The sequence below is a fragment of the Paenibacillus sp. RRE4 genome (assembly GCF_031844205.1).
GTDB classification, from domain to species: Bacteria; Bacillota; Bacilli; order Paenibacillales; family Paenibacillaceae; genus Paenibacillus; species Paenibacillus xylanexedens_B.
This window is the reverse complement of record NZ_JAUZUT010000001.1, coordinates 264883-280604: the sequence shown is the minus strand read 5'-3', so window position 1 is coordinate 280604 and position 15722 is coordinate 264883. Positions and strand designations below refer to the sequence as shown.

Below are 15722 nucleotides of genomic sequence, written 5' to 3'. Positions count from 1 at the left end.
CTGATTTTATGGATTCGGATTGAAAATTCTAAAGAAGCCCTGTTATCCGTTTATCAACGGGTAACAGGGCTATTTGAAGTATAATTTCATAGGATAAATTTCAGATCATAAAGAATCGTTCGGATTTTACATGAGAAGACGTGTAAACTTCATGCCCAGCGTTTTCGTTCCAGGGATGACAGAATTCGAAGCTCCTCCCTGTATTTCGCAACGGTTCTTCGGGAAATGATGATTCCCTCGCCTTCAAGGAGAGCTGATAATTGACTGTCTGAGTAAGGTTTGTTTAGTTGCTCGGTTCGAATGATTTCCTTCAGCCGCCGTTTGACAGCCGATGCAGACGTCTGTTCTCCAGAAACAGTCGTAATACCGGAATCGAAAAAAGCCTTAACCTCGTAAACCCCATAAGGAGTGTGTATATATTTTCCGTTCACGGCCCGGCTAACTGTTGATTCATGCATCTGTACCTTCTCAGCAATCGCTACCAGATTAAGCGGCGCAAGTGCATCGGGACCCTCACTTAAAAAGCGCTTTTGCTCTTCCATGATAGCCATCAGTACACGTAACAATGTCCTGCGTCGTTGCTGCACACTGCGCATAATGGCTCTCGCCTCCGCTGCCCGAGTCACCCAGATTTCGCCGGGAGACGACTCCTGTATCCAGTTGTTGCAAGCTTCGTTTAAGGATACCCGCGGATTGCCTGTTACAAGCAGCTTGAGCACCATTTCCCCATGAACCATATCCACGGTAGCATCGGGGACGATATAATGCGCACGTTCATTACAGCCTATCGACCGACAAGGCTTGGGGTCCAGACGAGTAATATACTCGTACGCTGCTTGTGCTTCCCGCGAATTTATACTATGTTTGCCTGCTGTCCGTCCGGGATGAAAAGGAACCAAGGCCTCCAGCCCTGCCCGAACGATACGCTCGGCATAAGGAACCGCTGCTGGGTCACGCTGAATCTGCAACAGCAAACACTCTTGCAGATTTCGCGCCCCTACACCCGGAGGGTCCAGGGACTGCAGTAAATCAATTCCTGCCTTCAGTTCGCTCACGGACAATCCGAGTTCAACCTGTACCTCAGATAGCTCAACCTTCAAGTAACCATCAGCATTCACACACCCAGCCAAATAGACCGCCACTTTCTCCAGCCTATGCGGAATTTTCATCGTGCGAATTTGCGAAGCAAGGATTTGTTCCAGCGTAGGCGCTGTTCCTTTGGCCTGAAGCAGAGGGTCATAGGAAGGATACACCTGCTGATTGTTTCGTCTTGATGGCTTAAAAGAATAAACGGACTGCTCTTCCAGTTCAAGTAGCGGATTATCCGCTGCGGCATCCTGCAAATAACGAATCAGTTCCTGACCGGACAAGGTCAGCAAATGAAAGGACTGCTTCATTTCCGGCGTGATGGACAGCCGGAAGCGTTGCTCCTGCACCAACTGAACACCTAACATCCGATGCCCTCCTTAAGTCAAGCTGGACATTATTCATTGTAACACTGGGATTTGCAGGCATAATACCATACAATCCAACCCTTGTCAGCATGTCAATACATACATTCATTGTCAAAAGTCATTTAATATTTTTCAGACACCAGCTTCGCTTGGGTAAACAGCAACAGATAATCCCTGCCTCCTGCTTTGGAATCTGTACCCGACATATTAAATCCACCAAATGGATGTGTCCCCACCAAAGCCCCCGTACACTTGCGGTTGAAATACAGATTACCTGCGAAATACTCCCGTCTCGCCTGCTCCAGATGTGCCCGATTGCGCGAGATCACCGCACCTGTCAGGCCATAATCTGTATTGTTGGCAATCTCCAGCGCATCCTGGAACGAATCGGCTTTGATGAAGGCCAGCACCGGACCAAAAATCTCTTCCTGCGCAATTCTAGCCTGCGGATCTACGTCCGCAATAATGGTTGGTTCGATGAAATAACCTGCGGAATCACCTGTCTTCCCGCCATGAACCAGACGTCCTTCCCCTTTGCCAATCTCGATATATTCGGTGATCTTAGCATACGCCTTATCGTCAATAACAGGACCCATGTCATTTCCCACTTCAAGCGGGCTGCCCATCGTCAGCTTCTTCGTACGCTCCAGCACCTTTTGTAATACTTCATCATATACATCCTTATGGATAATGGCACGGGAGCACGCCGAACATTTTTGTCCCGAGAAACCAAAAGCCGAAGCTGTAATCGACTCTGCGGCCAGTTCCAGATCACTGTCACTGTCAACCACAATGGAATCCTTCCCGCCCATCTCGGCGATTACACGTTTGATCCATTTCTGACCGGGAGCGGTGCGTGCAGCACGTTCATTGATTCGCAGACCGACATCGCGGGAACCTGTGAAACTGATAAAACGTGTCTGTGCATGATCGACGAGATAATCACCCACCTCACTGCCTGGCCCTGGCAAGAAGTTGACTACCCCATCTGGCAGACCCACTTCTTCCAGCAGTTCCACGAACTTGGCAGCGATCACCGGTGTAGTGCTTGCCGGTTTTAGCACCACCGTGTTGCCCGATACTAAAGCAGCCGAGGTCATGCCTGCCATAATCGCGAGCGGGAAATTCCACGGCGGAATCACCACGCCAACACCAAGCGGAATGTAAGTCAGTTCATTATCTTCACCAGCAATCCGTACAAGCGGCTGCGGTTCACTGAGACGCTGCATTTCCCTTGCGTAAAACTCCATAAAATCAATCGCTTCAGCAGTATCTGCATCTGCTTCAGGCCAGGTTTTGCCCGCCTCATAGACCATCCAGGCGGAGAACTCATGCTTGCGGCGGCGCATGATTGCTGCCGCTTTGTAGAGATAACGGGCCCGTTCATTCGGGTCCGTATGTTTCCAGGTATGGAACGTTTCCGCAGCCGTTTGCATGGCCTTCTCGGCCAGCTCCTGATCCGCTTGATGAATCGTTCCAATCACCTGATCCTTAGCTGCCGGATTAACGGAGGTTAACGTGCGGTTGCCGGTTATTTTTTGCCCACCGATAATCATCGGATATTCCTGTCCCAGTTCGGATTTCACCTTATGGAGCGCTTCCTCAAAGGCTTCCCGGTTCGCTTGCACCGAAAAAGCTGTAAATGGTTCGTTAACAAAAGGGATATTCATCAATGATTCCTCCTTCAGGATGTGGGTCGTCTCATTCAAATATATGAAGCAAGAAGCGTGCCAACTCCGCTTGAGAATGAATTTTTTTTGATTCACGGAAATAAAATTCTCACAAAAATAATTAGGACATCAGCAATCGCATTCAGCAGATTTTGGCACGATTTTTGCTAGATATGTAAATACAAAATGATGAATGTTTAGGGAGGAACCACGATGAGTGTCGGAACGGAACTATACCGCAAAACGTTGTTAACCGTAGCTGGCAATAAAGCTGTAGAGAACCTGTCTCTCAAATACGGCAAAAAGCTGGCTGGCAAGTTCATAGCCGGTAATACGCTGGAAGAGGCGCTGGAGGAAATTCGCATTTTAAATAGCAAAGGCATTATGGCAACACTGGATCATCTGGGAGAGGGCATCACCCATCTGCGCGAGGCGGCACTTTACAGAGATGAATACGTGAAATTAGTTGAAGGTATAGCGCATAGCGGTGTGAACTCCAATGTTTCACTGAAACCAACCCAGATGGGGCTGGCACTTGACCCTGAAGAAGGGTACCGGAATATTCGCGCGGTTGCCGCCCGGGCGAAGGAGCATGAACTGTTCGTTCGGATTGATATGGAGGACAGTCCGTTCACCCAAGCAACCATTGATATCGTGCGTAGACTGCATTCGGAAGGGCTGGATAACTCAGGTACCGTATTGCAGGCTTATCTGCATCGAACGGAAGAAGATACCCGCGATATGATTCGGGAAGGTATTAGGCTGCGTTTGGTCAAAGGAGCGTATAAAGAACCTGCAAGTGTCGCATATCAAAATACGTCCGAGGTCATTCATCAGTTCAAAACGATGATTCGTCATCATCTGGATCAGGGTGTTTATACCGCTGTGGCCTCCCATGATGATCACATCATTAACTGGACGAAACAATACGCGAAGGATCGGGATATCTCCCCTGAGGCCTTTGAATTCCAGATGTTATATGGTCTTCGCATGAGTGAACAGGAGCGTCTGGCACAAGAGGGTTATCGTATTCGTTGTTATGTCCCCTATGGCACGATGTGGTATCCGTACTATACCCGCCGTCTGGCAGAGAAACCTGCGAATCTCTGGATGGTTGTGAAGAACATGTTTCGCTAGTTTCTATGTAAGAGATAGCCTGTCATACCATGCAACCCAGCCATTCTGGAGTGCATGGTTTTTCCTTTTCCCTTTATTACGGCACCACCAATTTCAACGTTCACGCTCAACAGAGTATATGTCTAAAAAATAAGAATACACAAAATTTAATGTCCAAAATTTTAGACAAATTATACACTAATAATCTTGTATCTTACCCTCACATCGGTCTCTCTCCTTACACATTTTCTTATATTTATACAGTTTTACAAGAAAATGAGCGTTATATAAATTGACACAAGAATAAAATAAAAAACCTGAAATAAGTTAAAATCTGTAGTTAAATCAACACATTTCATATTTTCACCATAAGAGAGCGTTTACATAAAAAACAAATTTGGTGAGCGTTATTAAAATAAAACAAGCGAACAATTCATGTCAAAAAATATATACACAACTATCCTGTAGCGATATAATAGTACTCATTCCAATCACTTTAATCCGTATGTTGTAATCGAGGTGATCCTGATGAGACATTTACTACCTACTCTGAAAGAACTGACACGAACCGACATGCACATTTACGATGAATCCTCCGTTCAGGAACAGCTTCTTCCACGCCCGTATATGGATTCAGATATCAACGTAGCTCGACCTGCTTTTGTACGTTCTGGTACAGGAAGCGCTTATCTCCATTGTTCCTTTCTGGATCAACCAAACTTGCCTGATGAGAAAGGTCTGCCTTCCACATCTTCTGCTAAATCAACAGAACCCGACCCTTTTCCAGTTCCCCCATCGTTCTTTGTCCCTGTGCCTTTGATCGCACATACTATGGAACTGGCACAATTGATTCCTTTGTTTGCCAGAAGTTCTGTTCTCATCATCAAAAATGATCGTGACGAATGGACCGGCTATATTACGGCATCCGATGTCATGAATTCACTTCATCAAGCCTACCGACTGATGGAAGCCTATCTGGAAACCACGCTTGAGACTGCCGGCTCCGCACTATCTTTAATAGATGAAGAAGCCAAAGTGGCGTACTGGACATCCGGTGCGGAGAATATATTTTCTATTCGCAAAACCGATATCATCGGTCAGCCTGCTGCCAACTTTTTCCCACCCGAAAGACTTCAATCTCTCAAAACGTTATATACGGGTGAAACGGTCTACCGCAAACAGCATCAACCCAGATCTGATCTGTTCGCTCTAATCAATGCCCGCCCTGTCAGGCTGGATGGTCGCATTGTTGGTGCAGTGGCTGCGGAGGTCGACATCACAACTGAAATTCGTCTACATCAGGAATTATTGCATATGTCCTCCAAAATTCAGCATTTGGAAAAAGCCGTTGCACGGCTTCGTCCCGAGACCGATCCTTTTGCCCGTATTAAAGGCAGCAGTCCCATTATCCGGCAATGTCTGGAGACCATTCGCAAAATCAGCACCACCCCTGCTACGGTGCTCATTATGGGGGAAAGTGGCACAGGCAAGGAGCTCTTCGCCAAAGCCATCCATGATCTTCGTGAACCAGAGAGCGCTCCTTTTATCGCGATTAACTGCGGAGCCATACCAGCTTCATTGTTTGAAAGCGAGTTGTTTGGCTACGAGAAAGGCGCTTTCTCCGGGGCAGACCCTAAAGGGAAAAAGGGGAAAATTGAGCTGGCGGAGGGCGGCACTCTTTTTCTGGATGAGATTGGAGAGATGCCTTCTGAACTGCAAGTCAAGCTGCTTCGTGTGTTGCAGGAACGAAGTTATTTTCCGGTTGGGGGCACCCGTACCAAACAAGCTAACTGCAGAATCATTGCTGCAACCAATCAAGATCTTCCAGCCATGATTACGCGTAATCAATTCCGGGAGGATCTCTACTATCGATTGAATGTCATCAATCTGATTATTCCGCCGCTCCGGCTACGCAAAGAAGATATCTATGAGCTCACCCAGACTTTCCTGCAAGAGTTCTCATTGCTCTATAATCGTCATATTGAAGTGATTCCTCCAGAAGTGTTCAAACATTTGTTTGAGTACGATTGGCCGGGTAATGTCCGCGAACTGCGCAACGTGATTGAACGTCTGACCATTCTAACGATGGATGGTGAGATCAAGCCGGAATACTTGCCTGATTCGCTGACATCAGCGAAAGTAAACGTACCGTCGGAGTCGGAACAGGCGGCAGATAACCTCAAGTTTCCAGCAAGAGAAGTAGCCCATGACCCACATGCGGCAGACTCTCAACAAGAGAGTCACAGACCTGATCATCCTGCAACGGTTACTCGGGAGGGGACTAACCCAAGCGTTACACTCCCTCGCCAAAGTTCGGGCTCCACTTATCAGCAACAGATGGATGCGTACGAGGCTCGGCTTTTGCTTCAATATTTAGAGGCCGCAGGCGGCAACAAACGAACATTAGCCAAGCAACTTGGCATCTCCAGAGCTACCCTCTACAACCGTATGAATCGGCTTGGTATATAGACCTATAGCTTTCGTGTAACCTATAATCCTCGCGGTGATTACCGCTTGCTTTCACATTTGAACATAATGCACGGCTAAAACAAGGAAAAAGTATTCTCCCCCATTGCCGTTGCGGCAATAGAATACCGAGTATTTGACGCTAACATTAGAGGAAGCGAATCATCGAAGGCGTAAATAGCAATCCTGCTCTCTGGCGGCTCTAACGATCACCACAGACCTTATTTGCCCATTTAGACGGGGGTTTAAAATCTAACGATCACCAGTGACGCTATTTAGCTGGATTTCAGCTGAAAACAGGATAAAACAGACGAACTATGCAAAATAGCGTCCCTACGGATCGTTAGAATTTCAACATGGCTATCTGGAATGAAATAAGGTTTCTCCTGATCGTTAGAATTTGTGTGGTGGGGTCACCTATAAATCATGTGCTAGAAAAACCCGCAGTTACGGATAATTGCCGTTTAACTGTGGGTTTGAGTTTGGGTTTGGGTTTGAGTTTGATTTCGAAACAAGGTCTGCTATTCTATTAGATTTTTGTAATCTATCAGATCAGTTTTTCCGAATTCACCTTCACACTTTACAATATTCTCGCTAAACGAATCAATGCAGTTCTAATATGACGGTAAAAGGTAGCCCTACTCATCGAACACATCTGCGCAGCGGCAGTCGGATTGCCAGCATGGGTCCAGTAAGCCGCATGTAACAGCTTCTGATCCTGAGGAGACACCCCATGTATTCTGCCTTCCAGCAGATCCAGAACGTATAATTGTAACTGAATGCCATCCCTCACACCTGTAATTCTGTCTGCATACTCTTGTAACTCTCCCGGTGAGCGAAGGTGCCCGAGCATTTTACGCACTTCTTGTTCAGACCAAACCTTGCTATTGGTTCCCGCTGTCCGGGGCTGTATTGCATTAGCCGGGAGGTCGGGATGCAAAAGGGACATCACCCATGCACCGAATTGTCCGCTACGCAGATCGAGTTCCAGCACATCCGCCTGATCTTCATATCGATCACACGCACGCGTGGACGTTCTCCGCATCTGAAAGCCGATACTCCGCAGAAACAGCTTCAGATGAGGATTGGTCGCAACAAGAATCGCTCTCGCTCCATCTCCCAGGAGCGACAAGCGATCCAGTGTCATATATCCCACAAGTTCCTCGCGTGTATATCCAGGCACATCATCTCTCGCCGCAGCCAGTAATGCGAAGTGTGTATCACTCTCATCCGGATCATTCTGTAATTCCTCCGGCGTAAAGCATTCTTTCATCTCATTCGGGAAATATTTTAAAAGTAAATCACTGATCTCTCGGTGCACCAGCACGGTGATAAACATCGCAATCGTTTCGCCTTTCATGTCGCGCTTTATTACGATGCCTTCCGGATATCGGAGAGCCAGTTCATCCAGGAAGGGGCCATAGTTCACGGCTTGCCAGGGCTCAACGCTGTATTCACACCATTGCTCAAGCAGCTTGTGAAGAGAAGGTAGGTCAGCTTGCTTCATTGGTTCAAGCGGCGTAAACAAAGAGTCGCGCGAGACATCAGCATACTTGCGAAACTGGAGCATAGATTCCTGACAGAGTAACAGCATCTTTCTCGCAATTTGACGCTTCCCAAGTGCACATGCCTGTTCATGGAGTGGTTTCAGCAGCTCCGCAATCCGAATCCGCATGGACTGCATACGATGCGGCTCACGTTGCCGGAAATCCCGCATCAAATGCACCCGGGCCATATCGTGCAAGGCCAGCCCGTCCGGCGCGGAGCGAATGAAAGACATTCGTCTCAACATGTGATATTCTTCCTGTTTAACGGGTACATTCAGCACCGTGGATAAGAGTTCCTGGTTTGCTGTCTCCAGCAAGGTTAACACCTCCACCATCGGATGCAGACGTGGCGTGGTGAGTTCAAGCAACAGCCGGGCACTGATCATATGGGACAGTTCAGCCCACTCGGCATGAGTAAGATTTCGCTCCTGATCAGCCGCCTCCACCGCAAGAGCAAGTCCAAGCGGATGTCCGTCCGTCATTCTCGTGATAATACCAGCCATATTCGGCTTTAACGAAGCAGCCGTTACAATATACTCCGTAATCTCGTCCGCAGTAAAATGTTGCAGCTGCAATGGAACCAGATGCTGATACAGCCGGGGATGCGTTCGCCATGCTGCTGAAAGCTCTGAACGAGAGGCAAGTATAACGAGTATCCCACTTAGATGAAGTTTCGCTATGAAAACTTCCATAAACCAGCTCTCGAGCAATGCAAGTTCCTCGTAATTATCTACCGCAATAACGAGCCGTTTCTCTCTGGGCATGCTTTTCAACAACGATAGCAGATGGGCGTTTTGGCTATTCAACAGTCCAAGTTCCAGTCCCAGTGTTGAACTAAAATAATCCATAAACACGGAGGGCGTTGTGCCACATGCCCGTCCATCCATCCATATAGCGGTTGCTTCCTGCTCTCTAGCGATGGACAGCATTTCTGAAAGTAACGAAGACTTCCCAATACCACCCATACCCGTAACCGAAAATATAGTCATAGGCGCTTCATCATTTTCAAACCACTGCTCTAGGATCATCAGCTCTCTGGCTCGACCAACGAAACGCTTTTCGTCCCTGACAACTTTCTGCTTTTGAGATCCACTTCCGTTTCCCATATATATCCTCCGTACTAGATACTGGTACTTTTACTGTAGCTTACTTTTATATAAAAATGAGACTATATTGAGACGCGCAATCGCTTCCGAAATGTTAGAATCTTGATAAAAGCCAATTTATAGAAAAAGGCAAATCTGTGGCCTCTTCTACATCAATCGAATCATGCCGTTTATGGATATCACAAAACGCAACACTCCGCCAATCACCCTGAGTAAGCCTGTACACACGATTTTACCGACTTGGTTTCATGCTTTCCTTTCGTATCCTACTCCAGCCCGATAATTATGGAAAGGCGGATTTGTGTGAAAAAACATCTCGACATTTCTCATTTGAGCGGACAACTCGGCATTCATTCCAGCAAGCTTCAGGCATGGTTAAACCTTGCCGGTTTAACTATTGCAGATCCACAAGACAGACGGGAACGAAGGTCTGAGCGTATGACATTTCCATATCGCCTTATAACACCCACCTCACCACTTCAGGCTCCCTCTACCCGTGCATACGAACGCTATCGGAGCCGTTTCTCCAATACAGGGTCCCGTCGCCGGTCTCGTGCCTTACGAGGTATAAGACGGATCAACAAGCTGTAGACGAGCAAAAAAAAACTATTATTCAAGCAAAGCCCATATCTCAAAAACGTTACTGTCATGACGTTTGTCCATCTCCACCTTCAATCATGGCATTAGCTAACAATGCCATCTCCAAGCACACCCGTTTTCCCTGTTGCATATAATCCGGTCCCAGCAGTTCTTCCAGTTTCTCCAGTCGGTTATACAGAGTCTGCCGATGAACGAACAGCTGGGCAGCCGCATCCCTTTTGCACCCGAAGTTCGCCAGATAGGCATCCAATGTCTCGACCAATCGCGACTGATGGCTTCGATCATGCTCTATAAGCACACCCAGATGATCGTTCGCAAAGGATTGCAGGAAAGAAAGCGGCATGGCTTTTAACATTTGATATATACCCATACGATCGTAAAAGTGAACATGTTTCATCCATTTGACAGACCTCGCCACTTCAATAACCTGGACCGATTCCTGAAGGCTTTCCTTCAGAAGGGTTAGCTGATTTCGAAGTTTGCCGAAGCCCGCATGAATTTCGACTTGTTTCAGATTCGAGCGAGCGAACCGTTTCATATCCTGAGTGATGCTCTCTAACATCTGGATCAGTGGCTGTTCAGAGGCAGTTTGTGTTTCTTCCTTGGCACAACAGAGGTAGATTTGATTATTTTTCAGCATGATCAGGCTGGTGAGATGATTTTTCTTCAGAAGCGAGCGAAGCAATACGAGAATGTCCTGATGATTCGCCTCCATTCGCTCCCGGCCCGTTCCCTTCATGCGATGTTCAATCTGCAATAGACCTCCCGCGAACCAGTATTGTCCTTTTACTAGCAAGCGAAGCCCCATTCTTGTTCTAGCCTGCTCCTCCTGCTGAATATCGCCATTCATCAAATCCTGAATCAATTCATTCTGGTTGCGTACCATCTTCTCTTCAAGAAATTGTGAACGAAGCGTAAGCGTAGCTGCAGCTTTGGCTGTGTAATCAAGCAACAGCTTGAGATATTCTACCGTTGCCGACGGGTGCACAATCATACCTATGGCTGAAAATACTTGGCCAAAACAAACCACCGGATAACAGAGCAAAGCCCTCTCCTCATCCATATGAAACCACAGCTCCGTATCGGAGTCGTTCAGATTTAGCCTTTCCACTTCCTGGCTGTACCAGCTATAGATGGCCTGCTCCATGTCTGGAGCGAGTTCTGGTACAAAACTCCCGGCCTCCATCGACGAAATGTATACCACAGGTTTTGCCGCATAAGCATGTAGCAGGTCGAGAACCGCTGACATATCCGTACTCTGCAACGTGCGTTGCTGAAGCTCACGGGAATACGTCTCCAGACTCTTTAATAGCTGGTGTTGGTGGTTAATAAGCAGAGAATGGATATCTTGCGTAATCTCGACAAAACGCACGGGTTGTTCAAATACGATGAGCGGAAACTGATACTGGTTTGCCAGTTCGATCAATGACTCTGGTATCGCATGTATGCTGGTGCCAAACTCGACACATAATCCAGCTACATCACGGTTGATCAGCTGCATCAGATAAGCTTCACGCCCTTCTTCCGACTGAAGCCATAGACCCGTGGATAAAATAAGATCATGTGGGCTTACAAAAGGCGACACATTGGTAATTTCCAGCACATGAACCCAGCCTACCTGGCGCTCCAACCCTTCGCGCCCTGCCGCAAGCCTTGCTTGACTAAACACCGGACGTTGCAGGATATCTCTGACAGTAAACACGCGGTCATTTCGCAAAGTCGATCCCTCTTAGTGTTATTTTTTCTTACATTATAATCCAAAGACATGTGTCCTGAACAGTCTATTTCGACGAATTGTTGAGTGTTAATCCTAAAAATTAGACATTGTGTAAGGTGCAAAACGACGCATGGAGTCATAAACTTGTAGTATAAGCTAACAACCAAAAAATGGACGAGGTGCATGGCTATGAGAATCGGGATTCCCAAAGAAATCAAAAACAATGAAAATCGTGTAGCGATGACTCCTGCCGGGACAGCTGATTTTGTGACAGCCGGGCATCAGGTCTTTATCGAACAAGGTGCAGGACTTGGCAGTGGATTTACGGATCAAGAGTATGTTAAAGCTGGCGCCCTGATTGTTGAAGAAGCCGCTCAGGTATGGCAAGATGCAGAGCTCATCCTTAAAGTGAAAGAACCTCTTGCCAGTGAATATGGTTATTTTCGCCCCGGGCTGATTTTGTTCACCTACCTGCACCTCGCCGCAGAGCCGGCTCTCGCCAAAGCACTGGTCGACAAACAGGTGACTGCCCTTGCGTATGAAACCTTGGAAGTCGGCGGCTCTCTCCCGCTGCTCACACCTATGAGTGAAGTCGCAGGTCGGATGGCTGCGCAGATCGGTGCGCAGCTTCTGGAGAAAACAGAAGGCGGCAAAGGCATTCTGTTATCCGGCGTGCCTGGCGTAAGCCGCGGCAAGGTTGTCATTATTGGCGGCGGTACGGTAGGTACCAACGCGGCCAAAATTGCACTTGGTCTGGGGGCGGATGTCACGATTCTGGATCTGAATCTGAATCGGCTGCGCCAGCTGGACGATATTTTTGGCAATCAGATCCAGACGCTGGTATCCAGCCCTTCCAATATTGCGTCCGCTGTCACCGGGGCGGACCTGCTGATCTGTGCGGTGCTGATTCCGGGCGCCAAAGCGCCAACACTTGTCAGCGAGCAGGTTGTGACGACCATGGCACCAGGGTCGGTCATTGTGGATGTGGCGATTGATCAAGGCGGGATCGTCGAGACCATTGATCATATCACCACCCACGACGAACCCACCTATGTGAAACATGGTGTTGTGCATTACGCGGTAGCGAACATGCCTGGCGCCGTGCCGCGCACGTCCACGGTGGCGCTGACCAATGCCACCATGCCTTATGCGCTGCAACTGGCGAACCATGGTGTAGCCACCGCGATTCGCGGCAGTTCGTCCATTCGCAGCGCGGTGAATGCGCTGAATGGACATATTACGTACGAGGCGGTTGCCCGTGACCTCGGGCACGCCTACGTACCTGCAGGACAGGCGCTGGAAGATGCCGCCGCTGTCCAGTAAATCTTCTGACCGTTCCACCTGGAATCAACTGTATCCAGCCTGTGGAACGCACCAAAGCGCAGTGCCCATGAAGGATTCCTCCTCCGGGCACTGCGCTTCTCTTTTTGACATATAAGAATACACATCTAGGATGGATTATAGGACCGGCTACGAGCCAAGTTCATTAAACCACTCGTTCACTGCAAACTTCGCGAAAGTTGCAATCACGGCACGCCCGGTACGAAGGCATTGGGGTGAAGTAGGACATTTCTTTTGGACGGTTGTAATACTCATCTGCCACACAGGAGCGCATCTCCTCGATGTAACGCCCTACGTTCTCCTCCACTTTGCGAATGTCCTCTTCGGTAGCTTTAAACTCTTTGTGTTTGCCAGTCAACAGATACTCCACCCGAATCTCAATCTGCTCCAGCGGAACCCGGTAATGCTCTCTGACATAGGAGGCGTACAAAATTAACTGATCGGAGAAATCATCCTCCTTGCCCGTCTTCCAGTCCACAATGACAATATTTCCGTTGTTGCGCCGATATAACAAGTCCATTTTCACATACACACGCGTATCATGCAGTATCATCGTATCCCATTTCTCAATCTCCAGAATCGTTGTACTTGCACGGGACAAATCTTCCCACGTCAGCGTCTGATACAAGTTGCCTACACAGGCTCCTGCGCGTTCTTTAATGGTTGCGATTCGGTCATTCAGGGTATCATCGCCATAATAAATTTCGGACAACATCGTATGATTCTTCGGATTAAGCCGCCACTGCTCGGGGTTCATGGACTCCTTATATGCCTGGTTCAGCAGATCACGTATCGTCTTCTCCAAAAAAACTTCCCGTGGCTTCGGTTTTCCCTCTTCTCTGCTTCGTACTGCCGACTCACACATCCGGTGTGCCAGATCACCAAATACCAGATAAAGATTACTCAGTTGCTTCAGACGATACAAGCGTACCTGCATCTCATCCGCCGATTCTGTTTTCCAGCCGTTGTGGGCACCATAATAATGATAATAATATTTGCGCAGGCACTCATCGAACATACTCGCCCGCGACTGCGAATAAGACCACTGCGGGTATTGTGCCATATGATAATCTGCCTTTCTGTATATCGGATCTACTCATGCCAAAGGTACATACCATATTGGAGACGTACTGTAATGACGTACTGTAGAGTCATAACCTAAGGGCATACCGTAGGGACGTATTGAGGACTAATCTGTGTAACATAACATCCGAACTTACTCTACATATCCGCCTTCGCATCACATTGGGCTGGAAGATCCTTTTATTGCTCACAGTATAAAGCCCTGGCCGTCATGCCGCAACCCGGCTTCCGTTATTTTCTTGAGCACGCAACCGTTTGAGGAACGATACGTATCGTTTATATAGTTACATCAGGATGAAGGAAGTGCCGCTCATCTTCATATAAGTGAGAGCATCCCACCCCTGTGAGACGTTAAATACCGTGGATTATCTCGTGTCGAGGCAAGAGGTTATGACGCATGGGGTTGGAATGTTGAGGTGAGATTTCGTTGGAAAACTCTCTGTCGACGCTAACGATCATCACAGATCTTATTTGCCCATTTTGACGGAGTTTCAAAATCTAACGATCACCAGAGACGCTATTTAGCCGGATTTCAGTTGAAAACGGGATAACACGGACGAATTACGCAAAATAGCGTCTATACGGATCGTTAGAATTTCAACATGGCTATTTTGGGCGAAATAAGGTTTCTCCTGATCGTTAGAATTGGCGGGAGCGTTGAAAGGCTATTGAAAATATGTACAGGCATATCCAAAAGGAGGCGCCACCCATGAAGCAGCCGGATTGGTTCCAGGCAGAAGCAGCATTACAACAAATTCAAGTCATCGGAAGCGATCGGAATGAGCTGGTCAATATTATCGGCGAGGCAGCAGGAATCAACTGCATTGGCATCGGTACGGATGCGGCTGTATTTACGTATGACCAGCTGCCGCAGTATGCCTTCAAAATGTATTCGGATCATGCTCTAGATAAATTAAATAACGAAAAACAGGTCTACGCTCAGCTTCAAGGGCTGTCATACTTCCCGACGTATTACGGCAGCGGCAGAAATATACTTGTTATCAGTTACGAACCTGGAGACACCTTGCTGGAATGTTTGGAAAAAGGAATCCCCGTCCCCGAGCAGGTCATGCTCGATGTAGACGCAGCGCGAGAAGCGGTTCGCCGCCTTGGACTGAATCCGCGCGACATCCATCTCAAAAATGTGCTTCTCCAGAATGGACGCGGCAAAGTGCTGGACGTATCTGAGTATATTCAGGAGGGAGACGATCATCGCTGGGAGCATCTCGTGTGGGCCTACCACAACATCTATCCACGCATCAAAGGTACGCCCATATCCCCCCGTATGCTACAAACGATTAAATGGGCATATAACCAGCTCGATCAGGCTAATTTCAAAATGGAAGACCTCTCCAAGAAAGCCAATCGACTGTTCTCCAGATTTCTGAAGTAAAACCGCGAGATCCCGAAAGCCGACTTTATGATGCATATGCTGTTAATGCTACATATGCTTTTTGCGCCATCAGCACTGTATAATCAGTTATTCTGTTTATGCTTTTTTGACATCTACACCGTATAGGCAGTTACATCTTAAAGGTTTGCACACAGGTTTATTTTCCTCACCCATCCACCCGGGTTTAACCGAGCCGAAAATCGATTAAACCCGGGGAACTTTACCCTTT

At 47.8% G+C, this 15722-nt stretch carries 10 protein-coding genes; 5 read left to right on the top strand and 5 right to left on the bottom strand.

What is annotated here, in order from left to right:
• Positions 1-149: 149 nt before the first annotated feature.
• Entirely contained in the window at positions 150-1454 is a 1305-nt protein-coding gene (gene rpoN / locus Q9R46_RS01200; protein WP_311278651.1) for an RNA polymerase factor sigma-54, read from the bottom strand.
• 122 nt (positions 1455-1576) lie between these two features.
• Positions 1577-3124 (bottom strand): L-glutamate gamma-semialdehyde dehydrogenase, encoded by a 1548-nt coding sequence (gene pruA, locus Q9R46_RS01195; RefSeq protein WP_311278650.1) that lies wholly within the window; start codon positions 3122-3124, stop codon positions 1577-1579.
• A 213-nt stretch (positions 3125-3337) separates the two neighbouring features.
• Here pruA and Q9R46_RS01190 point away from each other — a divergent pair, with 213 nt between their 5' ends.
• Positions 3338-4261, top strand: coding sequence for a proline dehydrogenase family protein (locus Q9R46_RS01190; protein WP_311278649.1), 924 nt, complete (start codon positions 3338-3340; stop codon positions 4259-4261).
• Between the two features lie 507 nt (positions 4262-4768).
• Positions 4769-6709, top strand: a complete 1941-nt coding sequence (locus Q9R46_RS01185) for a sigma-54 interaction domain-containing protein (protein WP_311278648.1) — start codon at positions 4769-4771, stop codon at positions 6707-6709.
• A 577-nt stretch (positions 6710-7286) separates the two neighbouring features.
• Here the strand turns inward: Q9R46_RS01185 and Q9R46_RS01180 are convergent.
• Positions 7287-9359, bottom strand: a complete 2073-nt coding sequence (locus Q9R46_RS01180; RefSeq protein ID WP_311278647.1) for an nSTAND1 domain-containing NTPase — start codon at positions 9357-9359, stop codon at positions 7287-7289.
• A gap of 303 nt (positions 9360-9662) precedes the next feature.
• Between Q9R46_RS01180 and Q9R46_RS01175 the strand changes: the two genes are divergently transcribed.
• On the top strand, positions 9663-9950 hold the full coding sequence (locus tag Q9R46_RS01175; protein WP_311278646.1) for a hypothetical protein: 288 nt from the start codon (positions 9663-9665) through the stop codon (positions 9948-9950).
• 55 nt (positions 9951-10005) lie between these two features.
• On the opposite strand, the gene Q9R46_RS01170 is transcribed toward Q9R46_RS01175, so the two are convergent.
• A complete protein-coding gene (locus tag Q9R46_RS01170; RefSeq protein ID WP_311278645.1) occupies positions 10006-11676 on the bottom strand; it encodes a PucR family transcriptional regulator in 1671 nt (556 codons plus the stop codon).
• Between the two features lie 189 nt (positions 11677-11865).
• On the opposite strand from Q9R46_RS01170, the gene ald reads away from it, so the two are divergent.
• A complete protein-coding gene (gene ald, locus Q9R46_RS01165) occupies positions 11866-12999 on the top strand; it encodes an alanine dehydrogenase (RefSeq protein ID WP_311278644.1) in 1134 nt (377 codons plus the stop codon).
• 163 nt (positions 13000-13162) lie between these two features.
• On the opposite strand, the gene Q9R46_RS01160 is transcribed toward ald, so the two are convergent.
• A complete protein-coding gene (locus tag Q9R46_RS01160) occupies positions 13163-14080 on the bottom strand; it encodes a RecB family exonuclease (protein ID WP_311278643.1) in 918 nt (305 codons plus the stop codon).
• Between the two features lie 729 nt (positions 14081-14809).
• Between Q9R46_RS01160 and Q9R46_RS01155 the strand changes: the two genes are divergently transcribed.
• Positions 14810-15493 (top strand): protein kinase family protein, encoded by a 684-nt coding sequence (locus tag Q9R46_RS01155; protein WP_311278642.1) that lies wholly within the window; start codon positions 14810-14812, stop codon positions 15491-15493.
• The last annotated feature ends 229 nt before the right edge of the window (positions 15494-15722 follow it).